Source organism: Amycolatopsis sp. 2-15 (assembly GCF_030285625.1).
Classification (GTDB): domain Bacteria; phylum Actinomycetota; class Actinomycetes; order Mycobacteriales; family Pseudonocardiaceae; genus Amycolatopsis; species Amycolatopsis carbonis.
In genome coordinates this window covers 593,181-618,665 of sequence record NZ_CP127294.1, presented here as the reverse complement: position 1 = coordinate 618,665, position 25,485 = coordinate 593,181, and the positions used below count along the sequence as shown (strand labels likewise).

At 70.2% G+C, this 25,485-nt stretch carries 24 protein-coding genes; 12 read left to right on the top strand and 12 right to left on the bottom strand.

Features of this window, described 5'->3' with window-relative positions; translation table 11 throughout:
• The first annotated feature begins 78 nt into the window (after positions 1–78).
• The 5 genes from QRX50_RS02950 (at position 79) to QRX50_RS02930 (ending at position 7,474) form a co-directional block, all read left to right on the top strand.
• Complete coding sequence (locus QRX50_RS02950; protein ID WP_285970456.1) at positions 79–1,944, top strand: methylmalonyl-CoA mutase subunit beta; 1,866 nt, start codon at positions 79–81, stop codon at positions 1,942–1,944.
• An 82-nt stretch (positions 1,945–2,026) separates the two neighbouring features.
• The gene (gene scpA / locus QRX50_RS02945; protein WP_285970455.1) at positions 2,027–4,195 is read left to right on the top strand and encodes a methylmalonyl-CoA mutase; all 2,169 of its coding nucleotides are present in this window, start codon (positions 2,027–2,029) and stop codon (positions 4,193–4,195) included.
• A gap of 3 nt (positions 4,196–4,198) precedes the next feature.
• A complete protein-coding gene (meaB, locus tag QRX50_RS02940) occupies positions 4,199–5,203 on the top strand; it encodes a methylmalonyl Co-A mutase-associated GTPase MeaB (RefSeq protein WP_285970454.1) in 1,005 nt (334 codons plus the stop codon).
• Between the two features lie 460 nt (positions 5,204–5,663).
• Positions 5,664–5,978, top strand: a complete 315-nt coding sequence (locus QRX50_RS02935) for a hypothetical protein (RefSeq protein ID WP_285970453.1) — start codon at positions 5,664–5,666, stop codon at positions 5,976–5,978.
• Positions 5,979–6,172: 194 nt separating this feature from the next.
• Complete coding sequence (locus QRX50_RS02930) at positions 6,173–7,474, top strand: amidohydrolase (RefSeq protein ID WP_285970452.1); 1,302 nt, start codon at positions 6,173–6,175, stop codon at positions 7,472–7,474.
• Positions 7,475–7,870: 396 nt separating this feature from the next.
• Here QRX50_RS02930 and QRX50_RS02925 read toward each other — a convergent pair whose 3' ends face one another.
• A complete protein-coding gene (locus tag QRX50_RS02925) occupies positions 7,871–8,323 on the bottom strand; it encodes a gamma-glutamylcyclotransferase family protein (RefSeq protein WP_285970451.1) in 453 nt (150 codons plus the stop codon).
• A 131-nt stretch (positions 8,324–8,454) separates the two neighbouring features.
• On the opposite strand from QRX50_RS02925, the gene QRX50_RS02920 reads away from it, so the two are divergent.
• Positions 8,455–9,858, top strand: coding sequence for an NAD(P)H-quinone dehydrogenase (locus QRX50_RS02920; RefSeq protein ID WP_285970450.1), 1,404 nt, complete (start codon positions 8,455–8,457; stop codon positions 9,856–9,858).
• 81 nt (positions 9,859–9,939) lie between these two features.
• Positions 9,940–10,434 carry a hypothetical protein gene (locus QRX50_RS02915; RefSeq protein WP_285970449.1) on the top strand — a complete coding sequence of 165 codons (495 nt, stop codon included), beginning with the start codon at positions 9,940–9,942 and terminating at the stop codon, positions 10,432–10,434.
• A 209-nt stretch (positions 10,435–10,643) separates the two neighbouring features.
• Here QRX50_RS02915 and QRX50_RS02910 read toward each other — a convergent pair whose 3' ends face one another.
• Positions 10,644–10,922 (bottom strand): hypothetical protein, encoded by a 279-nt coding sequence (locus tag QRX50_RS02910; RefSeq protein WP_285970448.1) that lies wholly within the window; start codon positions 10,920–10,922, stop codon positions 10,644–10,646.
• Between QRX50_RS02910 and QRX50_RS02905 the strand changes: the two genes are divergently transcribed.
• From QRX50_RS02905 to QRX50_RS02895, 3 genes are all read left to right on the top strand, one after another.
• Positions 10,915–11,280, top strand: coding sequence for a hypothetical protein (locus tag QRX50_RS02905; protein WP_285970447.1), 366 nt, complete (start codon positions 10,915–10,917; stop codon positions 11,278–11,280). The two genes, QRX50_RS02910 and QRX50_RS02905, sit on opposite strands and share 8 nt — an antisense overlap.
• Positions 11,281–11,378: 98 nt before the next feature.
• Positions 11,379–11,987, top strand: coding sequence for a class F sortase (locus QRX50_RS02900; RefSeq protein ID WP_285970446.1), 609 nt, complete (start codon positions 11,379–11,381; stop codon positions 11,985–11,987).
• Between the two features lie 94 nt (positions 11,988–12,081).
• Positions 12,082–12,876: a VOC family protein gene (locus QRX50_RS02895; RefSeq protein WP_285970445.1), complete on the top strand. Its 795-nt coding sequence runs from the start codon at positions 12,082–12,084 to the stop codon at positions 12,874–12,876.
• Between the two features lie 92 nt (positions 12,877–12,968).
• Here the strand turns inward: QRX50_RS02895 and glpK are convergent, their stop codons facing one another.
• Complete coding sequence (glpK, locus tag QRX50_RS02890) at positions 12,969–14,474, bottom strand: glycerol kinase GlpK (protein ID WP_285970444.1); 1,506 nt, start codon at positions 14,472–14,474, stop codon at positions 12,969–12,971.
• A 49-nt stretch (positions 14,475–14,523) separates the two neighbouring features.
• Positions 14,524–15,474 (bottom strand): MIP/aquaporin family protein, encoded by a 951-nt coding sequence (locus QRX50_RS02885; RefSeq protein ID WP_285970443.1) that lies wholly within the window; start codon positions 15,472–15,474, stop codon positions 14,524–14,526.
• Positions 15,475–15,629: 155 nt separating this feature from the next.
• On the opposite strand from QRX50_RS02885, the gene QRX50_RS02880 reads away from it, so the two are divergent.
• Positions 15,630–17,342, top strand: a complete 1,713-nt coding sequence (locus QRX50_RS02880; protein WP_285970442.1) for a glycerol-3-phosphate dehydrogenase/oxidase — start codon at positions 15,630–15,632, stop codon at positions 17,340–17,342.
• A 77-nt stretch (positions 17,343–17,419) separates the two neighbouring features.
• On the opposite strand, the gene QRX50_RS02875 is transcribed toward QRX50_RS02880, so the two are convergent.
• From QRX50_RS02875 to QRX50_RS02845, 7 genes are all read right to left on the bottom strand, one after another.
• Complete coding sequence (locus tag QRX50_RS02875) at positions 17,420–17,950, bottom strand: GNAT family N-acetyltransferase (RefSeq protein ID WP_285970441.1); 531 nt, start codon at positions 17,948–17,950, stop codon at positions 17,420–17,422.
• 100 nt (positions 17,951–18,050) lie between these two features.
• Positions 18,051–18,668 (bottom strand): response regulator transcription factor, encoded by a 618-nt coding sequence (locus QRX50_RS02870; RefSeq protein ID WP_285970440.1) that lies wholly within the window; start codon positions 18,666–18,668, stop codon positions 18,051–18,053.
• Entirely contained in the window at positions 18,665–19,891 is a 1,227-nt protein-coding gene (locus tag QRX50_RS02865; protein ID WP_285970439.1) for a sensor histidine kinase, read from the bottom strand. The genes QRX50_RS02870 and QRX50_RS02865 overlap by 4 nt, the downstream gene beginning before the upstream one ends.
• Positions 19,892–19,962: 71 nt before the next feature.
• Positions 19,963–20,349: a DUF1707 SHOCT-like domain-containing protein gene (locus tag QRX50_RS02860; RefSeq protein WP_285974340.1), complete on the bottom strand. Its 387-nt coding sequence runs from the start codon at positions 20,347–20,349 to the stop codon at positions 19,963–19,965.
• A 19-nt stretch (positions 20,350–20,368) separates the two neighbouring features.
• Entirely contained in the window at positions 20,369–20,965 is a 597-nt protein-coding gene (locus QRX50_RS02855) for a DUF1707 SHOCT-like domain-containing protein (protein ID WP_285970438.1), read from the bottom strand.
• 54 nt (positions 20,966–21,019) lie between these two features.
• The gene (locus QRX50_RS02850; RefSeq protein ID WP_285970437.1) at positions 21,020–22,819 is read right to left on the bottom strand and encodes an acetyl/propionyl/methylcrotonyl-CoA carboxylase subunit alpha; all 1,800 of its coding nucleotides are present in this window, start codon (positions 22,817–22,819) and stop codon (positions 21,020–21,022) included.
• 93 nt (positions 22,820–22,912) lie between these two features.
• Entirely contained in the window at positions 22,913–23,203 is a 291-nt protein-coding gene (locus QRX50_RS02845; RefSeq protein WP_285970436.1) for an SAV_915 family protein, read from the bottom strand.
• 50 nt (positions 23,204–23,253) lie between these two features.
• On the opposite strand from QRX50_RS02845, the gene QRX50_RS02840 reads away from it, so the two are divergent.
• Positions 23,254–23,991, top strand: a complete 738-nt coding sequence (locus QRX50_RS02840) for a hypothetical protein (RefSeq protein ID WP_285970435.1) — start codon at positions 23,254–23,256, stop codon at positions 23,989–23,991.
• A gap of 78 nt (positions 23,992–24,069) precedes the next feature.
• Here QRX50_RS02840 and QRX50_RS02835 read toward each other — a convergent pair whose 3' ends face one another.
• Positions 24,070–25,395 (bottom strand): dicarboxylate/amino acid:cation symporter, encoded by a 1,326-nt coding sequence (locus QRX50_RS02835; RefSeq protein WP_285970434.1) that lies wholly within the window; start codon positions 25,393–25,395, stop codon positions 24,070–24,072.
• Positions 25,396–25,485 lie beyond the last annotated feature (90 nt).

Here is a 25,485-nt window from a genome sequence, read left to right as displayed (position 1 = left end):
ACGAATACCCCTGAACACTCCGGTGGGGCGACTAGAGTCACAGGTGCCGGCACTGGCGTGCCTCTACCATCACTGGGTATGACGAACGTGGCTGGGCCGGAGTCGGTGCCGATCTCCGAACCCGAGCTCGCGCTGGCGGCCGAGTTTCCGGCCGCCGACCGGGCCCGGTGGCAGGAACTCGTGGCGGGAGTGCTGCGCAAGAGCGGCCGCCTGCCGGAGGACTTCGCGGGCGCGCCGGAGAGCAAACTCGTCACCCACACGTACGACGGCATCGACATCCAGCCGCTGTACACGCGCGAAGACGCCCTCGGCGAGCCCGGCTACCCGGGTCTGCCGCCGTTCGTCCGCGGCGCGCGGCCCCAAGGCGTGGTCGGCACCGGGTGGGACGTGCGCGTGCGCCACCTGCGGGCCGACGCCAAGGCCACCAACACCGCGATCCTCGCCGACCTCGAAGGCGGCGCCACGTCCGTGTGGCTGCGCGTCGGCGGCGAAGCGCTCCCGCTCGAAGCGCTGGCCGACGCGCTCAACGAGGTCTATCTCGACCTCGCGCCCGTGGTCCTCGACGCCGGCGCCGAGTACGCCGCCGCGGCCGAAGCGCTGCTGGACGTGTTGGCCGAGCGGGAAATTCCGCCCAGTGAGGCGGTCGCCGTGCTCGGCGCGGATCCGATCGGCGTCGGTGCGCGCACGGGCGAAGCGCTGCCCGTGACTCCGGCCGCCGAGCTGGCCGTGCGTGTCGCCGCGAAGTACCCGAAGGTGCGCACGCTCGTCGCCGACGGTCTGCCGTTCCACGAGGCCGGTGGTTCCGACGCGCAGGAGCTGGGCGCGACGATCGCCGTCGGCGTCGCGTACCTGCGGGCGCTGACCGAAGCCGGTCTGGACGTCTCCGACGCGGCCGCGCAGCTGGAGTTCCGCCTGGCCGCCACGGCCGACCAGTTCCTCACCATCGCCAAGTTCCGCGCCGCCCGCCGGCTGTGGGACCGCGTGCTCGAAGTTTCGGGTGCGCCCGCCGCTGCGCGTGGTATGCACCAGCACGGCGTGACCTCACCCGCGATGCTGACGCAGCGCGACCCGTGGGTGAACATGCTGCGCACCACCGTCGCGTGCTTCGCCGCGGGCGTCGGCGGTGCGGACGCCGTGACCGTGCTGCCCTTCGACGCCGCGATCGGCCTCCCCGACGCGTTCTCCGCGCGCATCGCCCGCAACACCAACGCGGTGCTGCTGGAGGAGTCGAAGCTGGGCAGCGTGATCGACCCGGCCGGCGGCTCCTGGTACGTCGAGCAGCTCACCGACGAGCTGGCGAAAGCCGCGTGGGCCGAGTTCACCGCGATCGAAGGCGCGGGCGGCGTCGAGGCCGAGCTGGCCTCGGGCGCGCTGGCCGGGCGGCTGGCCGCGACGTGGGACAAGCGCGCGAAGCGCCTGGCCACGCGCCGCGACCCGATCACGGGTGTGAGCGAGTTCCCGAACCTGGCCGAGAAACCCGTGACCAGGGAAGCTTTCGAGTCCCCTGTGGACGGTGGCCTGCCGCGCCACCGCTACGCCGAAGCGTTCGAACGGCTGCGCGACGCGTCGGACCAGTACCTGGCCGAGCACGGCGAACGGCCGAAGGTCTTCCTCGCCACGCTCGGTCCCGTCGCCGCGCACACCACGCGCGCCGGGTTCGCCGCGAACCTGTTCCAGGCCGGCGGCCTCGAGCCCGTGAACCCGGGCGCCACCGACGATCTGGCCGCCGCGTTCCGGGAAAGCGGTGCGCGCGTCGCGTGCCTCTGTGGCACCGACGCCGCGTACGAAGAGCAGGCGGCCGACGTCGCTGCCGCGCTCGGCGCCGAGACGGTGCTGCTCGCCGGCAAGGCGAGCTACCCGGGTGTGAGCGGCAATGTCTTCGCCGGCTGTGACGCGCTCGAAGTCCTGACCGGCATCCACGCACAGCTGGGAGTGACCGCATGAGCGCAGCTTGCAAGCGAATCATCGAAATTCATGCCGGCGCCTCCGGGCCAGCCGGCGTGAAACTCCTTATGGAGGCGTCGGCATGAGCATCCCGAATTTCGCCGACGTCCCGCTCGGCACTCCCGAGCCGGGGGACCGCGCCGCGTGGGCGCAGGCCGTGCAGGACGCCACCGGCAAGGGCCCCGACGCGCTGGCCTGGGAGACACCCGAGGGCATCGGCGTGAAGCCGGTGTACACGGCCGAGGATCTGTCCGATGTGGACTTCCTGGGCACGTACCCGGGCATCGCGCCGTTCCTGCGTGGGCCGTACCCGACGATGTACGTGAACCAGCCGTGGACGATCCGCCAGTACGCCGGGTTCTCCACCGCGCAGGAGTCCAACGCCTTCTACCGCCGCAACCTCGCGGCCGGGCAGAAGGGCCTGTCGGTCGCCTTCGACCTGGCCACCCACCGCGGCTACGACTCCGACCACCCGCGCGTGTCCGGCGACGTCGGCATGGCTGGCGTGGCGATCGACTCGATCTACGACATGCGCCAGCTCTTCGACGGCATTCCGCTCGACAAGATGAGCGTGTCCATGACCATGAACGGCGCCGTGCTGCCGGTGCTCGCGCTCTACGTGGTCGCGGCGGAGGAGCAGGGGGTGAAGCCGGAGCAGCTCGCGGGGACGATCCAGAACGACATCCTCAAGGAGTTCATGGTCCGCAACACCTACATCTACCCGCCGCAGCCCTCGATGCGGATCATCTCCGACATCTTCGCGTTCACCTCGCAGAACATGCCGAAGTACAACTCGATCTCGATCTCCGGCTACCACATGCAGGAAGCCGGGGCGACCGCCGACCTGGAGCTGGCGTACACGCTGGCCGACGGCGTCGAGTACCTCCGATCGGGTGTCGACGCCGGGCTGGACGTGGACAAGTTCGCGCCGCGGCTGTCGTTCTTCTGGGCGATCGGCATGAACTTCTTCATGGAGGTCGCGAAGCTGCGTGCGGCGCGGTTGCTGTGGGCGAAGCTGGTGAAGCAGTTCGACCCGAAGTCGGAGAAGTCGCTTTCGCTGCGCACGCACTCGCAGACGTCGGGCTGGTCGCTGACCGCGCAGGACGTGTACAACAACGTCGCGCGCACCTGCGTCGAGGCGATGGCCGCGACGCAGGGCCACACGCAGTCGCTGCACACCAACGCCCTCGACGAGGCGCTGGCGCTGCCCACTGACTTCTCCGCGCGCATCGCCCGCAACACGCAGCTGCTGCTGCAGCAGGAATCGGGCACCACGCGGGTGATCGACCCGTGGGGCGGCAGCGCGTTCGTCGAGAAGCTGACCTACGACCTCGCGCGCAAGGCGTGGGGCCACATCACGGAGGTCGAGAGCGCGGGCGGCATGGCGCGCGCGATCGACGAGGGCATCCCGAAGCTGCGCATCGAGGAGGCCGCCGCGCGCACGCAGGCGCGCATCGACTCCGGTCGCCAGCCCGTGATCGGCGTGAACAAGTACCAGGTCACCGACGACGAGCAGATCGACGTGCTCAAGGTCGACAACGCGGGCGTGCGCACCCAGCAGCTGGAGAAGCTGCGGCGGCTGCGCGCCGAGCGTGACCCGCAGGCCACCGAGGACGCGTTGCGGCGGCTGACCGAAGGTGCCCAGGGCGGCGGGAACCTGCTCGCGCTGGCCATCGACGCCGCGCGCGCGAAAGCCACCGTCGGCGAGATCTCCGACGCGCTGGAGAAGATCTGGGGCCGCCACTCCGGGCAGATCCGCACGATCTCCGGGGTGTACCGGGAAGAGGTGGGGAAGTCGGACAACGTCGAGAAGGCCCGTGCGCTCGTCGAGAAGTTCGCCGAGGACGAGGGGCGCCGCCCGCGCATCCTGATCGCGAAGATGGGCCAGGACGGCCACGACCGCGGCCAGAAGGTGATCGCCACCGGCTTCGCCGACCTCGGCTTCGACGTCGACGTCGGCCCGCTGTTCTCCACACCCGGTGAGGTCGCGCGCCAGGCTTCGGAAGCCGACGTGCACGTGATCGGCGTGTCTTCGCTGGCCGCCGGGCACCTGTCGCTCGTGCCGGCGCTGCGCCACGAGCTTGCCGAGCTGGGCCGGTCGGACATCATGGTCGTCGTGGGTGGCGTCATCCCGCCGCAGGACTACGACGAGCTGCGCACCGCCGGTGCCGCCGCCATCTTCGGGCCGGGCACGGTCATCGCCGACGCGGCGATCGGCCTGCTGGAGCAGCTCGCGCACCAGGAGTCCTGAGCCTTGCCGCGCAGGATCGACGTCGCCGCCTACGCGAAGGGCGTGCTCGCGGGCGACCGCGGCACCCTGTCCAAGGCGATCACGCTGGTCGAGTCGCACCGGGCGGACCACCGGGCGCAGGCCCAGGAGCTGCTCGTGGAACTGCTGCCGCACGCCGGGGGCGCCCAGCGGGTCGGCATCACGGGCGTACCCGGTGTCGGCAAGTCGACTTTCATCGACCAGCTGGGCACGGACCTCACGACGGCCGGCCACCGCGTCGCCGTGCTCGCCGTCGACCCCTCCTCCACCCGCACGGGCGGCTCCATCCTCGGCGACAAGACCCGGATGTCGCGGCTGGCCGTGGATCCCCGGGCCTTCATCCGCCCGTCTCCGACCTCGGGCACGTTGGGCGGGGTCGCGCGGGCGACCCGCGAGACGATCGTGCTGATGGAGGCGGCGGGCTTCGACGTGGTGCTGGTGGAGACCGTCGGTGTCGGGCAGTCCGAGGTCGCGGTGGCCAACATGGTCGACTCCTTCTTGTTCCTGACCTTGGCCCGCACGGGCGATCAGCTGCAGGGCATCAAGAAGGGCGTGCTCGAACTGGCCGACGTCATCGCCGTGAACAAGGCCGACGGCTCCCACGCGCGCGACGCCGCCCGCGCGGCCCGCGAGCTCTCGGGCGCGCTGCGGATGATCTACGGCAAGGACGCGCCGTGGACGCCGCCGGTGCTCACGTGCAGCGGCCTCGAGGGCTCCGGCCTCGAAGAGGTGTGGGCGACCATCGGCCGCCACCGCTCGCTGATGCAGGACACGGGCGAGCTCGACGCCCGCCGCCGGCAACAGCAGGTCGACTGGACCTGGTCCATGGTCCGCGAGCAGCTCCTCGACCGGCTGACCTCACACCCGTCTGTGCGCGCGCAGGTGCACGACGTCGAACGCGCGGTCCGCGACGGCGAACTCACGGCGACGCTGGCTGCGGAGCGGATCCTCACGGCGTTCGGCGAGCCGACCGACCCGACCGACGGCTGAAAGCACCCCAATGCGGCGTTGGTTGCGTTGAGCGCACCCAATGCGGCGTTCGGTGCGTTGAGCGCACCCAACGCCGCATTGGGGCGCGGAGTGCCATGTGGGCAGTCGAGGCTGCACGAGCGGGAGTAGAAGATGCCCGATATGTGACTACTGAAGGCGGTGGTGTTCACTTTCTCTCACTGCGCAGCGCGGCTCACGTTCGAGGCGGCGAGGCGGTGACCGGCCCGCTGAACCCACCCTCGGTGGCCCACCGGCCCCGTTCGGCTGATGAACGGTCCCCCGAAGTGACTACTTTGGTCTGACCTCACGACCGCTCCACGCTCCGTGACGACCGGTCACCGTGTGGAGATGCGGTCGGCGGGCGGTGGCGCGTGCTGAGCGGAGGGGCTCCACCGCGTGGCGGCTGACGTCGCGGCCGTTCGGCGGGCAGAATGCGACGCAGTGCCGTAGAAGGGATGTCATGGCGAAGGTGCGGGGACTGCTGGTGGTCGGCCTGCTGGGCGCGTTGTTGTACTGCGCGGCTCCGGCGCAGGCGGCCGTCGTCGAGGCGCCGGCTCAGGCTCGATCCCAGGTCCAGGTGCAGACGGCCGCACCTGCGGAAGCGCTGCTCCCGGCCCCGCGGCAGGCGGCGCCGGGTCCGGTGTTGGACCCGACGCAGACCGACAAGGCCAACGCGCAGAAGACGCGGAACAAGCTGATCGCGGGCGGGATCGCCGTCGTGCTGCTCGCCATCGTTTTCTTCGGGCGGCGGAAGCGCAAGAAGGGCAACGGCTGAACCCGCCCCGTTCACCCTGACCGAATTTCGTCGGGCCGTTCAACGCAGATCCGGTACCGGCCGTCTCGGGTCCGCCGTCGCGGCGCGCGGCTTGCCACCTGCATGGTGCACGATCATCTGCAAATGCGTACGACAGATCGAACGGCACGGTGCGGGTCCCCAGGCGCCACTCGTGTTGCGGGAGGAGGTGCGGCGTGACGGTGCTTGATTCACGTCCGGACGTTCCAGGTGATTCCGAGGGTCGCATGGCCAACCCGATCGAGGCGCCCACCGCGCTGATCACCGAAGCCGGCGTCAGCATGGCACCTGTGGAGGATCTCGGTGCGGGCCGCGGCCCGTTCTGGTTGGACGACTGGCTGCGGGCCAACGTCACCGACGTGCTCGCGTGGCGCCGGCACATCCACGCCCACCCGGAGCTGTCGCGGCACGAGTTCGCGACGACCGAGCTGGTCGTGTCGCTGCTGCGCGCCGTCGGCCTCAAGCCATGGGTGCTGCCCGGTGGCACCGGCGTGGTGTGCGACATCGGCCAGGGCGAGCGCTGCGTCGCGCTCCGGGCCGACATGGACGCGCTGCCGCTCACGGAGGACACGGGTCTGCCGTATGCCTCCACCACGGAGGGCGCGGCCCACATGTGCGGGCACGACGCCCACACCGCCATCCTGCTGGGCGCGGCCCGCGCGCTGGCCGGCGCTCCCGAGCTGCCCGGCCGTGTGCGCCTGATCTTCCAGGCCGCCGAGGAGGTCATGCCCGGCGGCGCGCTGGACATGATCGCGGCGGGCGCGCTCGAAGGCGTCGAGCGGATCTACGGCCTGCACTGCGACCCGCGGCTGGAGGTCGGCAAGATCGGCACCCGCGTGGGCGCGCTGACCTCGGCCGCCGACCTGATCGAGCTGCGCCTCACCTCGCCCGGCGGGCACACGTCGCGGCCGCACCTCACCGCGGACCTCGTGTACGCGCTGGGCACGGTCATCACGTCGCTGCCGTCGGTGCTGTCCCGCCGCGTCGACCCGCGCTCGGGCACGGTGCTCGTGTGGGGGGCGGTGCACGCGGGCCAGGCCGCCAACGCGGTCCCGCAGGACGGGGTGCTGCGCGGCACCCTGCGCACCGCCGACCACGAGGTGTGGACGGCGCTCGAACCGCTCGTCGCGTCGTCCGTGGAGTCGCTGCTCGCGCCGACCGGCGTCGGCTTCTCGCTCGACTACCGCCGCGGCGTGCCGCCGGTCGTCTCCGACCCGGAGTCCACGGCGCTGCTGCGCGCGGGCGTCGAAGCCGCTCTCGGCGAGCAGGGCCTGGCCGGCACGGAGCAGTCCTCCGGCGGCGAGGACTTCGGCTGGTACCTCGAGCACGTCCAGGGCGCGTTCGCCCGCCTCGGCGTGTGGGCCGGTCCGCCGGCGCCCCAGGCCGACATCCACCGCCCCACCTTTACGCTCGACGAGCGGGCGCTGATGGTCGGTGTCCGAACACTGGTCCACACCGCCCTGGCCGCTCTGGCCTGAGTTGTCCACAGCCTCACCCGCTTGAGTTATCCACAGCACAGCCGAGCTGTGGATAACTCAAGCGGGTGGTTTTTGCGTCTACGTAAAGCCCTGGGGACACCTATTTCACCCGGTCTCGTGAACCCTGAGTGAGCCGACGACCGGCGTATTCACAGCGGGTGATCAAAAGCCGCCGAGGCGCTTCCGCGCAAGTGCTTGAAACCAGCGTTTTTACTTACACCCCAACGGGTTCACGTCGCCGATAGGCACCTTTGACAACACGTGCGACGGCCGCGAAACAAAGCGTCGCAAGCAGGAAGCGTGAAGCGGTGTCAGAGCTTTACCGGCTGATGGTGAACACCGTTCATGATGCCCAGGTCGGCGCGTGAATCCGCCGAGTTGTCCACAGGCCTGTGGTCAGCCGGTGATCCCGGAGCACGGCCGGGTGCGCAGGTCATCCACATAGTCCGCAGGCGCTCCGGCGGCCTCGGCCGCGTCGGCGAGCACGCCCAGGTAGCGCGCGGAGGGCAGGCCGCCCTCGTACGCGTCGAGCACGTACAGCCAGGCGAGCACCGAGCCGTCCATGGTCTGGACCCGCAGGCGGATCTTGTTGTGCATGCCGAGCTCGCCGCCTTCCCAGCGGTCGAGGCCGGCCTCGTCGAGGGAGGTCACGTCGTAGAGCACCACGAAGACGCGGGAAGCCGGGTCCTCGACGATGGTCGCCAGCGCGCCTTCCCAGCCGAGGTCCTCGCCCCCGAAGGTCAGCCGCCAGCCCTCCAGCCAGCCGGTGCCGGCCATCGGTGCGTGCGGGGCGCGCTCCAGCATCTGGGCGGGCTCCATGTTCGATCCGTAAGCGGCATACAACGGCACGGGCGACAGCCTAGCGACCCGCTCCGCGCACAAGCGGATGCACATGCCGTGTCCGGCCACTTCGCTCGGCAAGAGACCCCTCCGCGTACCGTTGGACCCACCGGCCACACGCGTATCGAGGAGGACCTCAGGTGACCAGGATCGTGATCATGGGCGGGGGCCCGGCGGGTTACGAAGCCGCCTTGGTCGCCGCTCAGCACGGCGCCGACGTGACGATCGTCGAGCGTGACGGCCTGGGCGGCGCTTGTGTCCTCTACGACTGCGTTCCGTCGAAGACGTTCATCGCGTCGTCCGGCGCGCTGGCGAAGATGCACGACCTCGGTGAGCTGGGCATCAACACCGACCTGGCCGACACGAGCGTCGACCTGCCGACCGTCCACGGCCGGGTGAAGGGTCTCGCGCTCGCGCAGTCGGCCGACATCCGCGCCCGCGTGCAGCGCGAGGGCGTGCGGGTGGTCAACGGCACCGCCCGCTTCTGCGACGAGGAGCCGGGCCTGGCGACGCACAAGGTCGCCGTGACCCACGCCGACGGCACCACGGAGGCGCTGCAGGCCGACGTCGTGCTGATCGCCACCGGCGCCACCCCGCGCGTGCTGCCCGGCGCCGTGCCCGACGGTGAGCGCATCCTCGACTGGCGCCAGCTCTACGACCTCACCGAGCTGCCCGAGCACCTCGTCGTGATCGGTTCGGGTGTCACCGGCGCCGAGTTCGCGTCGGCCTACACCGAGATGGGCGTGAAGGTCACCGTGGTGTCCAGCCGCGACCGCGTGCTGCCCCACGAAGACGCCGACGCCGCCGCGGTGCTCGAGGAGGTCTTCTCGCAGCGTGGCACCACCGTCGCGAAGCACGCGCGCGCCGAGCGCGTGGAGCGCACGGAGAAGGGCGTGGCCGTGCACCTGGCCGACGGCCGCGTGATCGAGGCCAGCCACGCGCTGATGACCGTCGGGTCCATTCCGAACACCGCCGACGTCGGCCTCGACCGTGTGGGCATCGAGCCCGGCCCCGGTGGCTTCATCACCGTCGACCGCGTGTCGCGCACCAGCGTTCCCGGCATCTACGCCGCCGGTGACTGCACCGGCGTGCTGATGCTCGCGTCGGTCGCCAGCATGCAGGGCCGCATCGCGATGTGGCACGCGCTGGGCGAGGGCGTCGCGCCGATCAAGCTGAAGACCGTGGCCGCCAACGTGTTCACGCACCCGGAGATCGCGACCGTCGGCATCAGCCAGCACGCCATCGACTCCGGTGAGGTGCCCGCGCGCACGATCATGCTGCCGCTGGCCACCAACGCGCGGGCGAAGATGGAAGGTCTGCGCCGCGGTTTCGTGAAGCTCTTCTGCCGCCCCGCGACCGGTGTGGTGGTCGGTGGCGTGGTCGTGGCGCCGTCGGCGAGCGAGCTGATCCTGCCGATCGCGCTGGCCGTGCAGAACCAGCTGACGGTGGACCACCTGGCGCTGACGTTCTCGGTGTACCCGTCGCTGTCGGGCTCGATCACCGAGGCCGGGCGCCAGTTGATGCGCCACGACGACCTCGACTGACCCTGATCGATCTGGTTCGAAGGTTTTTCCGTTTCCGCGCAACCCCGCGTCGCTCGCCGCGTCTTGTGCGGTGACAGGCTGATGACTGAGCGGGACAAGGGGCCGAGGGTGCGCAAGAGGGCGGTTTTCGTTGCGGTGGTGGCGATCGGGACGGTCGCCGTGGCCGGCCAAGCGGTGGCGGCGACCGAAGGGCCTGCACTCGCGTCGGCGCCCGCGCCGGCCGTGACCGTGCAGCTGAACCAGGACACGGCGGCCTTGCGCGGGCTGGTGAACCATTTCCAGCGCGGCGAATCCAACGTCGCCCTCGCCGACTGCCCCGGCGCCAAAGCCGGCTCGACCACGTTCAGCTCGCCCGTGCTGAAGTTCACGAACTACGACTTCGGCCCCTTCATCGGCGTACACGCCACCGTCTCCGCCGACGCCGACCTCGCGCCCGGCACCGCCGCCGGCGACTACCCGCTCACCGTCGCGTGCGGCGGAAAGACCTACAGCACCACGTTTTCCGTGCCGGCCGCCCAGGTGACGAAGGTCCCCGCGGGCGCCGCGAAGGCGGGCGACGGCAGCCTCGCCGAATAGGTCGCCCTCGATCGAACAGCCGCCGGGAATTGTTCCCGGCGGCTTTTTCGTGCGCTGGAACGAGTTCCCGCCGTACCGCGATTGTTACCGCGTCTGACAACCCGGTGCAGGTCAGAGACGTCTTGGGAGTGTCGGAGCAACGCGCCCGCGTGGCAGGGGGAACTGTACGCGTGGGGTTGCGGAATCCGCTGTTCTCCACTGCGGAAAAATCACTCGAGGGGTAATTTCATGAAACGCATCGCGATTTTCTCATCGATTCTCGCGGCCGGCCTGCTCACGGGGGCGCCGGCGTTCGCGGCCGAGACCACCACACCGGACCGACCGCCGTCGAGCACGGTGACGCCGGCCCCGCCGACGTCGGACGCTCCCGCGCCGCCCAAGGCAAACCTGTCCGTGATGCCGAGAGCGGGCCGCGCGAGCGACACCGTGACCGTGCGTGCGGGCTGCGACCCGAAGACGAGCAGGAAGCTCTCGTCGCCGGTGGTCACCTTCGAAGAGCTGGGCCCGGTCGGTTCGCCGCAGCACCTCGATCCGGCGCCGGTGTACCAGACGGTCGGCACGGTGAACAAGGACGCGAAGCCGGGCACGTACGCGGTCACGTTCGTCTGCGGGGAGGTGACGGCTTCGCAGTCGTTCAAGGTCCTGCCGCCGGAGCCCGCCGCGCAGACGCCGCCGACGGCGCCGAAACAGGTCACCGAGATCCCGGTCGGCGCGCCGCAGACGGGCGGCACGGACGGTCCCGTCGACGGCTCGTCCTCCGGGCTCGCGATGGCCGCGGGCGCGATGGGCGTGCTCACGCTCGGCGGGGCCGCGGCGGTGCTGGTGCGGCGGCGTCCGCGCGGCTGAGGCGAGGACCGGCGCCGGAGCGAGCGGGGGCCCTCCGGCGACCCCGGTCCGTCACCTGGTTGGGTGGTCTGGTGTCACCCCTGACCCGAAGGGGAGTCGTGATCAGGAAGTCGTTCGCCGTCGTGGTGCTCGCCGCCGCGGCGGTGCTGGGTGGGTGCGCTGCTCCGGCCGGCGCGCCGAGTGCGCCGGTGTCGCCGCCGCATTCGATCGAGCTGCCGCCGCGGGCGCCCACGGCCGTGGTGCTGCCGAAGTCCGCACCGGTGTCGTTGGACATCCCGAAGATCGACGCGCACTCCACGCTCGTCCCGCTGGGACTCGACGCCGACAACACCGTGCAGGTACCGCCGGTGAGCACGCCGTTGCAGGCCGGCTGGTACGAGTACTCGCCGACGCCCGGCGAACGGGGCCCGGCGGTGGTGCTCGGGCACGTGGACGGCAACAAGCACGAGGGGATCTTCTTCCGCCTCAAGGAAATGGCGCCCGGGGACCAGGTGTCGATCAAGCGGGAAGACGGCAGCACGGCGCACTTCGAAGTGACCAAGGTGGACCAGGTGCCGAAGGACGTGTTCCCGAGCGACGCGGTGTACGGCGACACTCCCGACGCGCAGCTGCGGCTCATCACGTGCGGCGGCGCGTTCGACCGCGCAGCACACAACTACGAGGACAACGTGATCGTCTACGCGCGACTCGTCGCCGACGGTCACTGATCGCTGCTCGTTCGTGATGGTTTCCGGTTTTGTCGGTGAGCGGTGCAAGACTGTGGCCGCAGACACAATCCGCAACTGATCATGGGGAGTGCAGATGTTGTTCCGCGACGAACGCTGGCCCGACGGCACGCCGTGCTGGGTCGACCTGATGGTGCCCGACAGAACCGCGGCCGCGACGTTCTACGAGGGCCTGCTGGGCTGGAATGTCCAGTTCGGCGGCCCCGAAACGGGCTACTACGGCATGGCGCAGCTCGCCGGCCGTCCGGTGGCCGGGGTGGGGGAGATCCCGGCCGAGCAAGCCGGGATGCCGGCCGCGTGGACCACGTACCTGGCCGTGTCCGATGTGGACAAGGCCGTGGCCGCCATCACCGAGGCCGGCGGCCACGTCGTCGCCCCGCCGATGGACGTGATGACCCAGGGCCGCATGGCGATCGCGACGGACCCGACGGGTTCCGTCTTCGGCCTCTGGCAGGCCGGCCGGCACCACGGCACCGAGGTCACGCTCGCACCGGGCGCGCTCGCGTGGAACGAGAACATGTCCCGCGACTTCGCCGCCGCCAAGACCTTCTACGGCAACGTCTTCGGCTACTCGTTCAACGACATCTCCAACGACGAGTTCACCTACGCCACACTCGACGTCGACGGCCGCCCGACCGGCGGCCTCGGCCAGGCGAGCGGCGACTACGAACCGGGCTGGATGACCTACTTCTGGTCCGCCGACGTCGACGCCGCCGCGGCCAAGATCCCCGAGCTGGGCGGCACCGTGACCGAAAACCCGGTGGACACGCCGTTCGGACGGATGCTCATGGCCAAGGACAACCAGGGCGCGTCCTTCCAGCTCATGGCACCCAACGAGCAGTCCGGGACCCAAGAGGGCTGGGGAGCCTGACCGGACAACCGCCGTACGGCTGTAGCCAAAGAACGCGAACGGCCCCCGTTCGAACCCGGACGGGGGCCGTTCGCCGAACCAAACGCCTCAGGTCAGTCGACCCAGTCGAACGTCTTCGTCACGGCCTTCTTCCAGTTGCGGTACTCCGACTCGCGGCGCGACTCGTCCATCGACGGGTCCCACTGCTTGTCCTGCGCCCAGTTCGTGCGGATGTCGTCCTCCGACTCCCAGAACCCGACGGCCAGCCCGGCCGCGTAGGCCGCGCCCAGCGCGGTGGTCTCGGCCACCACCGGCCGGATCACGGGCACGCCGAGGATGTCGGCCTGGAACTGCATGAGCAGCTCGTTCACGACCATGCCGCCGTCGACTTTCAGCGACTTCAGCGGCACGCCGGAGTCGGCGTCCATCGCGTCGATGACCTCACGCGACTGGAACGCGGTCGCCTCGAGCACTGCCCGCGCGAGGTGACCCTTGTTGACGAACCGGGTGAGGCCGACGATCGCGCCGCGCGCGTCCGAGCGCCAGTACGGCGCGAACAGACCGGAGAACGCGGGCACGAAGTACGCGCCGCCGTTGTCCTCCACCGTGCGGGCGTGTTCTTCGATCTCTGCGGCCGAGGCGATCATGCCCAGGTTGTCGCGCAGCCACTGCACCAGCGAACCGGTGACGGCGATCGAACCCTCGAGCGCGTAGACCGTGTCGTTGGAGCCGATCTTGTAACAGACCGTGGTGAGCAGGCCGTTGTCCGACATGACTTTTTCAGTGCCGGTGTTGAGCAGCACGAAGTTGCCGGTGCCGTAGGTGTTCTTGGCCTCGCCGGGTGAAAGGCAGGCCTGGCCGAACGTCGCCGCCTGCTGGTCGCCCAGGATCCCGGCGATCGGTACACCCGCGAGCGCGCCCTTTTCGCGGACCTTGCCGTACTCCTCCGACGACGAGCGGATCTCCGGCAGCATCGAGAGCGGAATGCCCATCTCCGCGGCGATGTCCGCGTCCCACTGCAGCGTGTCGAGATCCATCAACAGCGTGCGCGACGCGTTGGTCGGATCGGTGACGTGGATGCCGCCGTCGACGCCGCCCGTCATGTTCCACAGCACCCAGGTGTCCATGTTGCCGAAGATCAGGTCACCGGCATCGGCTTTCGCGCGGGCACCCTCGACGTTGTCGAGGATCCACTTGACCTTCGGGCCGGAGAAGTACGTCGCGAGCGGGAGGCCGACCTTCTGCCGATAGCGTTCCTGGCCACCGCCCAGCGCACCGAGCTCGCCGACGATCTTGTCCGTGCGCGTGTCCTGCCAGACGATCGCGTTGTACACCGGCTTGCCCGTGTTCCGGTCCCACACCAGGGCCGTCTCGCGCTGGTTGGTGATGCCGACGGCGGCGATGTCCTTGGAGGTCAGGTCCGCCTTGGCGAGCGCGCCCGCGGCGACGGCGCGCGTGTTCTCCCAGATCTCCTCCGCGTTGTGCTCGACCCAGCCGGCCTTCGGGAAGATCTGCTCGTGCTCGCGCTGGTCGACGGCGACCACCCGGCCGGAGTGGTCGAAGATCATGCAGCGGGTCGACGTGGTGCCCTGGTCGATCGCGGCTACGTACGAAGTCATCGTTGCTCCCTCGCTCTGGCGAGCTCCATCGGAACGGTGATCTTGCCGATCATTCGGCACTCGTCCGCTGGCTCTCGGCCGATTGGTCGGCAGGGACGCGCCCCGGCTCAGGCAGGAACTCGCCGGGAGCCTTCTCCCGGGCCGTCAGGACCTGGCCGATGAGGAGGTCGTAGATCAGAATGCCGACCAAACCACCGACGAGTGGCCCGACGATCGGGATCCACCAGTAATTGCTGAACCAGTCACCGTTGCCGGGGAACGCCTTGTTCCCCCATCCTTCGAACAGGGTCAGCAGCCTCGGTCCGAAGTCACGCGCGGGGTTGATCGCGTAACCGGCGTTCGTGCCGAACGACAGCCCGATCCCCACGACCACGAAGCCGATCAGGGCCGGCCCCAAGTTACTCTCGGGGGCGTTGTTCCGGTTGTCGATCAACGCCGCGATGATCCCGACGAGGATCGCGGTGCCGACGATCTGATCGAGCAGCGGTCCCCACACCCCGTTGCCGAAGTACTCGGCCGGGAAGGTCGCGAAGATGGAGAACGTGCCCAATGAGTCCGGTCGCGACAGTGGTGGGTTCTGCGCGGCGTTGAAGGCGTCGATGGCATCGTGGTAGACGGCGTAGACCACTGCGGCGCCGGCCAGGGCCCCGAGCACCTGGGCCAACCAGAACGGCCCCACCTTGGCCCACGCGAACTTCCGCCGGACGGCGAAGGCCAGAGTCACCGCGGGGTTGAGGTGCGCGCCGCTGACGCCGGCGGTCATGTAGACCGCGAACATCACCGCGAAGCCCCAGCCGAACGCGATGATCAGCCAGTTGGACGCACCGAAATCGACCGACTGCCGACCGGATCCTGGGAGACCCACCACCGCGACCGCGACCGAGCCGCAGCCGAGCAGGATGATGACGGCTGTCCCGAGAAACTCGGCGAGCATTTCGCCGCCGATGTTCGAGCGTAGTCGGCTCCAAGCGTTTGACCTCTGAGAGATTTGCTCGCTCATCGCTTCCCCTCTCAAGTCGACGCCTCCTTGCGCCGAGACCTACCATGCTGCTCTGCCTCGCTGGAACGGACAAGTTTCCAGGCCGAGCGGTGCGCTCGGTAGTCGTGCAATGCTGGAGGGGTGCACAACAGCCAGTCGCGAGGAGGGCAGCCACGGTGACGGAAGCGAAGCTGGGACCGGCGGCGCGCGAGGAATCCTGGCAGCGCCTCGGCAAGGAGACCTTCGACCTGGTCGTGATCGGTGGCGGGGTCGTGGGTGCCGGGACAGCACTCGACGCGGCGACGCGCGGCCTGCGCGTGGCCCTCGTAGAGGCCCGTGACCTGGCATCCGGGACGTCCAGCCGGTCGAGCAAGCTCTTCCACGGTGGCCTGCGCTACCTGGAACAGCTGGAGTTCGGCCTGGTCCGCGAAGCGCTCCACGAGCGCGAGCTGATGCTGACCACGCTGGCCCCGCACCTGGTGAAGCCGGTGAGCTTCCTGTACCCGCTGACCCACCGCGGGTGGGAGCGGCCGTACACCGCCGCGGGCCTGTTGATGTACGACACGATGGGCGGCGCGCGGTCCGTTCCGGGGCAGAAGCACCTCACCCGCGCGGGTGCTTTGCGGATGGTTCCGGCGTTGAAAAGGTCGGCTCTGATCGGTGGCATCCGCTACTACGACGCGCAGTCCGACGACGCCCGCCACACCATGACCGTGGCCCGCACCGCCGCGCACTACGGCGCCGTGGTGCGCACGTCGACCCAGGTGGTGGGTTTCCTGCGCGAGGCCGACCGCATCTCGGGTGTCCGCGTGCGCGACGTCGAGGACGGCCGCGAGACGGAGATCCAGGCCGGCGCGGTCATCAACTGCACCGGGGTGTGGACCGACGAGCTGCAGCGGCTTTCGGGCGGGCGCGGGCGGTTCCGCGTGCGCGCGAGCAAGGGCGTGCACATCGTGGTGCCGCGCGACCGGATCGTCTCGGAGTCGGGACTGATCCTGCGCACTGAAAAATCTGTTCTGTTCGTCATCCCGTGGCGCAACCACTGGATCGTCGGGACCACGGACACCGACTGGCACCTCGACCTGGCGCACCCCGCGGCCACGAAGCACGACATCGACTACATCCTCGACCACGTGAACACGGTGCTGGCCACGCCGCTCACGCACGACGACATCGAGGGCGTGTACGCCGGCCTCCGTCCGCTGCTGGCGGGCGAAAGCGAGGAGACGTCGAAGCTTTCGCGTGAGCACGCCGTCGCGCGCGTGGCGCCGGGATTGGTCGCGATCGCGGGTGGCAAGTACACGACGTACCGCGTGATGGCGGCCGACGCGGTCGACGCGGCCGTGGTGGACCTGCCCGGCCGGCCGCCGTCGTCCATCACGGACAAGGTGCCGCTGGTCGGCGCCGACGGTTACCACGCGCTCGTGAACCAGGCCGATCACCTGGCCGCGCAGCACGGCCTGCACCCCTACCGCGTGCGGCACCTGCTCGACCGCTACGGCTCGCTGGTCCACGAGGTGCTCGCGCTGGCCGACGGCCGTCCCGAGCTGCTCAAGCCGATCGACTCCGCGCCCGACTACCTGGGTGTCGAGGTCGTCTACGCCGCCAGCCACGAAGGCGCGCTGCACCTGGAAGACGTGCTCGCGCGGCGCACCCGCATCTCCATCGAGTACGCCCACCGCGGCGCCGACTGCGCCGACCAGGTCGCGCGCCTCGTCGGCGAGGTCCTGGGCTGGTCCGCGGAGACGATCAAGCGCGAAGTCGACGTCTACACGGCCCGTGTGGAGGCCGAACGCGAATCGCAGTCGCAGCCGACGGACGAGTCGGCGGACGCGTTGCGGGCTTCGGCGCCGGAGGCTCGGTCGGGGATCATCGAGCCCGTGAGCTGAGGTTCCGCCGCTGCCGTGAGGGGCACCTTGAGGTGCCCCTCACGGCTTTTGCGCTTCGCTGAATTTTCACCGCTGCTTCAGGCCTGGCGGGTCCACTTGATCAACGGCTCGCCGGTCGGCGCCGGCGTCCGCTCCGGGCCCACACACGTGAACCCGCACTTCGCGGCGACCGACGCCGACACGACGTTGCTCTCCTCGTGCCGGTAACTGATCTCCTGCAGCCCGAGCCCGCCGAAGCCGTAGCGGAGAGCCGCGCTCAGGGCCGTGCTCGCGACGCCCTTGCCCCGCTCCGTGGGATGCGTCCAGACGGACGCTTCGGCCGTGTCGAACTTCAGGTCCAGGTCCCGCAACCCGACCTCACCGAGGAGCCGCCCGGTCGTCGGCTCCGCCACCGCCCACGAGCACCGCTCGTCGCACGACCACTGCGCCGTGCGCAGCGCGACGTACTCGGTCGCTTCGTCGAGCGTCCGCAGCCGGTAGTTCAGCACGTACCGCCGGTGCTCCGGATCGGCGAACGCCTCCATCAGTGCGGCCCGGTCGTCGAGGTGCCGGTCCGCCCGCAGCTGGCGCAGGTAGTACGCGCCCGCGTTGATCTCCACGGGTTCCACGCCACGAGGGTAACCAGAGTCGGGCGCTCAGCGCTCCCGGATGACGGGTGCGCCACCCTCGTCGAGCGGCGGGTTGGACACGATTCCCACGACGGTGAGGTCAGAGCAGCCCGCGCCGGTAAGCCTCGCCGACGGCGGCCGCGCGGTCGTTCACGCCGAGCTTGGCGTAGACGTGCAGCAGGTGGGTCTTGATGCTCGCCTCGCTGATGAACAGCTGGTTCGCCGCCGCGCGGTTGGTCGCGCCTGCCGCGACCAGGCGCAGGACGTCGAGCTCGCGGGCGGTCAGCGCGCCCGGCGTGGGACGGCGCAGCGGCGCCATCAGGCGGGCGGCCACGGCGGGCGCGAGCACGGACTCACCGCGGGCAGCGGCGCGGATGGCGTGCTGCAGGTCGGCCACGGGCGCGTCCTTCAGCAGGTAACCGGTGGCGCCCGCCTCGATGGCGGGCAGGACGTCGGCCTCGGAGTCGTACGTGGTGAGGACCAGGACGCGCACGGCCGGGTGCTCGGTGGCGAGCCGGCGGATCGCGCCGACGCCGTCGAGCTCGGGCATGCGCAGGTCCATGAGGACGACGTCGGGGTGGTGGCGCGCGACGAAGGCCAGGGCCTCGACGCCGGTGGCTGCCTCGCCGATCACCTCGATGTCGGGGCAACCCTCGAACGCGCCACGCAGGCCGTCGCGGACGACGGGGTGGTCGTCGGTGAGCAGGAGGCGGATCATCGGTCCGCCGGGATGGCCGGGAGCTGCACGTTGACCGCGGTGCCTTCCCCCGGTGCCGATTCGAGTGCGAACGTCCCCGCCACGCACCGCACGCGCTGGCGCATCGCCTGCAGGCCGAACCCGGTGCCGTCGCCACGCGCCGGCGAGGCGGGGTCGAAGCCGGTGCCGTCGTCGCGGACGTCGAGCAGGACCACTTCGCCGGCATAGGTCAACGAAACGGCGATCCGCGCAGCGCGGGCGTGTTTTTCCGCGTTGGCCAAGGCTTCCTGCGCCACGCGGTACAGCGTCACCTCCAGTTCCGGCAGCAGCGGCACGGGTTCGCCGCTCGTCTCCGCGGTCACGGCGACCCCCGACGTGTCGGTGACGCGCCGCGCCAGCTCCGCCAGCGCGTCGGGCAAGCGCGAGTCGGTGAGCGGCTCGGGTCGCAACGCCTGCACGGCGCGGCGGGCCTCCGTGAGGCTGTCCTTGGCGAGCGTGTGGACCTGGGTGAGGTGCCGGTGCCGGGACTCCGCGGACGAAGCCCGGTCCGCGGCTTGCAGCTGCGTGACGATGCCGGTGAGGCCCTGCGCGAGCGTGTCGTGGATTTCGCGGGCCATGCGCCGGCGTTCGTCGTGCACGCCGGCCTCGCGGGCCTGCGTGAGCAGCTGCGCGTGGAGCCCGGCGTTCTCCTCGAGCGCGGTTTCGAGGCGCGCGTTGGCCTCGGCGAGGGCCGCGTTGGCGCGTCGCCGCTTGTCGTTTTCGGCGCCGACGAACCACGCGGCGTACAGCATCGGCCCGACGACCGAGGCCACGTAGACCCATCCCGGCGCCGACGCATCCGTGCCCCAGATTCCCTTGGCCAGCAAGGGAATCACGGCCGTCGCGGTCACGGCGAAGACGCTCCAGCGGGCGGCGAACAACACGAAGGCGATGGGATAGGCGACCGAGGCGAAGGCCGTGTACGTGGTGCTGAGCGTCGCGAGCGCGGCCGCCCCGGCGAGCAATCCGGCGAAGAACCCGACCGCCAGCCACGGGTGCCGCGCTCGCCGAGGGAATAGCGGCACGAGCAGCAGCAGCCACGCTGCGGACAGGCCCGCGACGACGAGCGTCACCGCACCGACGTAGTCACCCGCCGCTGCCCAGATCGTGCACGCGACAAGCACCGCGATCCCGATCGCGGCGAACAGCGGCCCGGCCAGCCGCTCGCCGCGCGGGTTCACCGCACCCGGCACCACACCCATCATGGCGCGATTCTCGCAGCTCGACGCGCTCGCCGCGGTCCACCGTTTGACAGCGGCCTCCACCGATCGGTGGATCAGCGCCGGCGCCAGCCGGTGATCAGCAGGATGGCCAGCGGCAACGCGAAGACGAGGATGAGCCGCCCGCGCGAGAGCACGAACACCGCGATCGCCACCACCACGGCGATCGGCACGGCGAACCGCAGGGCGAAGCGCATCAACGCGCTGTCACCGGCGGGACTCGAGGCGGGCACAGCGGTGGCCCCGGCTCGTGGAATCGCCAGCAGCGCGCTCGGCCGGGGCGAGGGCAGGTCGTCGAAGAGGGGTTCCAGGTCGCTGACCCGCTTGGCGGCCGTGACCTTGGCCGAACGGGTGCCGTATTCGTCGACGTCCAGGCGGCCGGTGCGGACGTGCTCGGAAAGCACGTCGAGCGCGTCCTGGCGTTCCTCGTCGCTCAGCCGCATGTCGGTCACGGGGTGCGCCTTACCAGCGGTCGCGTCGTCGGCGATCGCGGAACTCGTCGCGCATCTCGCGGCGGGCCTCGATCTGGTCGCGGCGGAACTCGTCGCGCAGTTCACGACGGGCGTCGCGGTGGTCGAGCCGGTGGTCGCGCCGGTGCCGGTCGCCGTTGTGGTCCCAGCCGTGACCCCACAGCGCGCGACCGGCCGCCGTGAGCGCGATCGGCACGAAGATGATTCCCCAGCCCAGCGTGCTGGTGGCGATCAGGGCGATGGCCGCGATCCAGACCAGCGGCACCAGTGCGGCCGCCGCCCGCTGGCCACCGTTCCAGCCCTGCGGCCGGCCCACCGCCGTCTGCGGAGCGGGGGCGGGAACCGGAGGTGCGGCAGGTACCGGTGCCGGTGCGGGCTGTCCCGAGCCGTACACCGGGTGCGGATCGGGCAGGTCGTCGAACAGCCCTGCCAGCTCACCCCGCGTCTTGGCCGCGGTGATGCGCGCCGAGCGCTCGCCGTACTCGTCGATGTCGATCCGCCCCGCGCTCATGTGCTCACCGAGCGCATTCAGCGCGGATTCCCGTTCCTGGTCGCTGATCCGCAGCTGCGGAGACGGCACCTCTGTCACACCGACGATGGTATGCCGCCGCGGGCCTGCGGACCCACGACATTCGGCACAACTTCAGTCCTTGAGCTCCAGAAGTTGCGTGCCCTGGGTCACGGCGGCGCCGACCTCGACCGAAAGCCCCGTGACAGTGCCCGCTTTGTGCGCCGTGACCGGGTTTTCCATCTTCATCGCCTCGAGGACCACGATCAGCTCGCCCGCCTCGACGTGCTGGCCTTCCTCCACTGCGATCTTCACGATCGTGCCCTGCATCGGCGCCGTGACGGCGTCGCCACTCACCGCTGCCTTCGCGCCGCCAGAGCGCTTGCGCGGCTTGGCCTTCGTGGCCGTTGCCCCGCTGCCCGAGCCTTCGAGCGCGAAGCCGCCCGGCAGCGACACCTCGAGCCGCCGGCCGCCGACCTCGACCACCACGTTCTGCCGAGGCGCTTCTTCTTCGGAGTCGGGTACGGCGTTGTTGGCGAACGGCTCGATCTTGTTGTCGAACTCGGTCTCGATCCAGCGCGTGTGCACGGAGAAGCCGTTTTCGTCGCCGATGAACGCCGGGTCGTCCACGATCACGCGGTCGAACGGCAGCACGGTCGCCATACCCTCCACCACGAACTCGGCCAGCGCGCGCCGGCTGCGCTCGAGGGCGTTGTTGCGGTCGGAACCGGTGACGATCAGCTTCGCGAGCATCGAGTCGAACTGGCCGCCGATCACGCTGCCGGACTCCACACCGGAGTCGACGCGCACGCCGGGGCCGTTGGGCGAGATGAACTTCGTGACGGTGCCCGGCGCCGGCAGGAAGCCGCGGCCCGCGTCCTCGCCGTTGATGCGGAACTCGATCGAGTGCCCGCGGGGCTCGGGGTCTTCGGTGATGCGCAGCTTCTCGCCGCGCGCGATGCGGAACATCTCGCGCACGAGGTCGAGGCCCGTCGTCTCCTCGGACACGGGGTGCTCCACCTGCAGGCGGGTGTTCACCTCGAGGAAAGAGATGGTGCCGTCGGTGGCCACGAGGTACTCGACGGTGCCGGCGCCGTAGTAACCGGCTTCCTTGCAGATCGCCTTGGCCGATTCGTGGATGCGCCGGCGCTGGTCGTCGGACAGGAACGGTGCGGGCGCCTCTTCGACGAGCTTCTGGTGGCGGCGCTGCAGCGAGCAGTCGCGCGTGCCGACGACGATCGCGGTGCCGTGCTGGTCGGCCAGCACCTGCGCCTCGACGTGGCGCGGCTTGTCGAGGTAGCGCTCCACGAAGCACTCGCCACGACCGAACGCGGCCACCGCCTCGCGCGTCGCCGACTCGAACAGCTCGGGGATTTCCTCACGCGTACGGGCGACCTTGAGGCCGCGCCCGCCGCCGCCGAACGCCGCCTTGATCGCCACGGGCAGACCGTGCTCGTCGGCGAACGCGACGATCTCGTCCGCGTTCTTCACCGGCTCCTTGGTGCCGGGTACCAGCGGCGCGCCGGCGCGCGTGGCGATGTGCCGCGCGGTCACCTTGTCGCCGAGGTCGCGAATGGACTGTGGGCTCGGGCCGATCCACGTCAGCCCGGCATCCAGTACGGCCTGGGCGAAATCGGCGTTCTCCGACAGGAACCCGTATCCCGGGTGGACGGAGTCGGCGCCGGAACGCTTGGCCACGTCGAGGAGTTTGTCGATGGAGAGGTAGCTCTCGGCGGCGGTCGTGCCTCCCAGCGAGAACGCTTCGTCGGCCAGGCGCACATGGGGTGCGTCGCGGTCGGGATCGGCGTACACGGCCACACTTTCGAGACCCGCGTCCTTTGCCGCCCTGATCACGCGGACCGCGATCTCACCGCGGTTGGCGACGAGAATCTTGGTCACCGGACCACCCGTGCTCGCGACGTCCTGCTCGGTCACCCGGTACCTCCCGTGAGCTCCACTGCCTGGTGTCCCGGAGTCTACGGACCGCACTACCCGCTGGGATGAGAGCTGGACCACCCGGTGGTTTCGTTATACCCGCGCGGTGTGGCGCAGCTCGACCGGGAGTTCGGAGTCGAGCACGATCACGTCGTAGGGGTTGACCTGGTGGATCTTCGGCAGGTGCTCGGTGTTGATCATGATCCACGGCTGGTGCTCGCCGCAGCAGTCGATCAGCCGGTCGAGCGCGGTGAACGCGACCAGGGCCACGCGGCCGTCGGGGGTGCGGCGCAGCTCGATGTTGGCACCGGTGCCGCCGTCGGTGGTCCCGGAGACCGGTCCGGTCGGCAGGTACAGGGCCGGGGGGAGGTTGGGGTTCGTCACCGGAACAACATAGACGGCCACCGTCTGCAAGGTCGCCTACAGTCTCGGATATGCGGACTTCGCCGACCCGGACCCCACGGTCCGCGCTGCTCACGGCGGTGCTCGCCGCCGTGGTGACGGTGGCGGCGCTGGTGGTCGTCGTCGTGCTGCGCCCGAAACCCGACGGTGTGCCCGGCGTTCCGCCCGTGAGCCTGGAGCCGGCGGCGCCCACCACGGCGACCTGCGGCAGCGGCGCGTGCCGCCAGCTGGCCGCGATGACCGTGGGCGCCACTCCGGTCGTGCTGCTCTCCGACGCGTCCGGCGGCTGGGGGCGCGTGCGGGTGGGGCCGCAGCCGGGCACGGAGTTCGAGCTCGCGATCACCACGATGGGGGCGAAGCTCAACGCGCAGTCGTTGCGCTGCATCGCGGCGGAGACGTCGGCGTGCCTCGTGACCGGCGACGTCGGCGGGGGCGACGGTGCGGGCGGCGCCTACGGCGAGCTGCTCATCGGCTCGGACGGGGTGTGGCGCGACTTCGGGAAGCCCTACTTCGCCGACGCCGGCACGCTTTCGCTTTTCGACGTCAACACCGACGGCCGGCCCGACGTGATCGTCGTGCGGCACGAGTGTCCGGATGCGACACCGGGCACGCCCAAGTGCCAGGCCGCGCCGGTGCTCGCCGAGGTCTACCAGCTGAGCGGTAAGGAACTGGGCTGCACTCGGACGGTGGTGTCGCCGTCGGATCTGCGGGGGTGGCCGCAGGTCGAGGTGCGGGCCTCGGAGCTACGGCCGTGTGCGGACGGCGGCTGAGCTCGGCTGTTGCCGTTGCTGGTGCTGTTGCCCAGCCGCCGTCGGCTCGGCTCAGGCTGCTTGGTCAGGCTGCTCGGTTCAGGCGCTGACGGGTTCGGCCTGGGCCTTGGGGGCCGGGGCGTCGCGCACCGTGTCGTCGAGCAGGTCTTCGGCCCGGGCGACGATGGTCGGGACCACGATCTGGCCGGCGACGTTGGTGGCCGTGCGCATCATGTCCATGATCGGGTTTACGGAGTAGATGAGCGCGATGCCCAGTGCCACCTGCTTGGCGTCGAGGCCGATGAACGCGGTGGTGAGCGTGAGCGCGGTGAGCCAGCCCGTGGTGCCCGCGGTGGCGAGCGCGCCGAGCACGGCGACCACGACGATGCCGACGTACTGCCCGATGCTCAGCTGCACGCCGGACAGATTGGCGATGAAGATGGCTCCGATGGCCGGGAAAACGGCCGCGCAACCGTCCATTTTGGTCGCACTGGCGAGCGGGGTGGCGAAGGCGGCGTAGGACGGTTCGACACCCAGGTTCACCGCCGCCTGGCGGGTGAGCGGCAGCGTCGCGGCGGAGGACTGCGAGGCGAACGCGAACTGGATCGCCGTGCCCGCCTTGGCGAAGAACGTGGTCGGGCTGATCTTGGCGACGAACTTCAGCAGGATCGGGTAGACGACGAACAGCACCAGCAGGCAGCCGACGTAGACCGCGGCCGTGGTGGAGAGCAGCGGGCGGAAGAGGGCGTCGCCGTAGTTGGACACGGCGGCGCCGATCAGGCCGGCGATGCCGAGCGGGGCCAGGCGCACAATCCAGCCGAGGTAGCGCTGGATGATTTCGAAGACGCTCGTGGTGAAGTCGACGAACGGCTTCGCCTTGTCGCCAAGGCTGTAGGCCGCGGCGCCGATCACCACGGCGAGGAAAAGCACCTGCAGGGTGTTGCCTTCGGCGAAGGCGGAGAAGAAGTTCTGGGGGAGCAGGCCGTTGATGAAGGCGTCCCAGGAACCCCAGTCGCTCACGCTCTTGGCGGCCTTGTCGGCGTTCTTCGCCGTGGCCGCGATGCCCGCGCCGAGGCCGCCGGCGCCCGGGTTGAACAGCTTGCCGATCGCGATGCCGATGAGCGAGGCGATGAACGATGTGATGGCGAACCACAGCACCGTGCGGCCGCCGAGCCGCGCGGCCGTGCGCCCGCCGCCGAGGCCGCGCAGGCTCGTGATGCCGACCACGATCGCCGTGAAGACCAGCGGGATCACCGCGATCTGCAGCAGCGTCGTGAAGATCGAGCCGATCTGGTGCAGCACTTCGGTGAGCGTTGTCGCGCCGGTGCCCCTGGCGAGAATGCCGAGGAGCGCGCCGACGACGAGCGAGCCGATCACAGCGGCCGCGAAGACTCGAGGTTTGGTGTACGCGCGGAGGAAGGACACGAAGCCACCCCAGAGGTCGAAAGTTCCCGTTCAGGCCCGAACCGGGCCGAACATGAACTTTCTTCGATCACTCGGTGGAGTGAAAGTCTT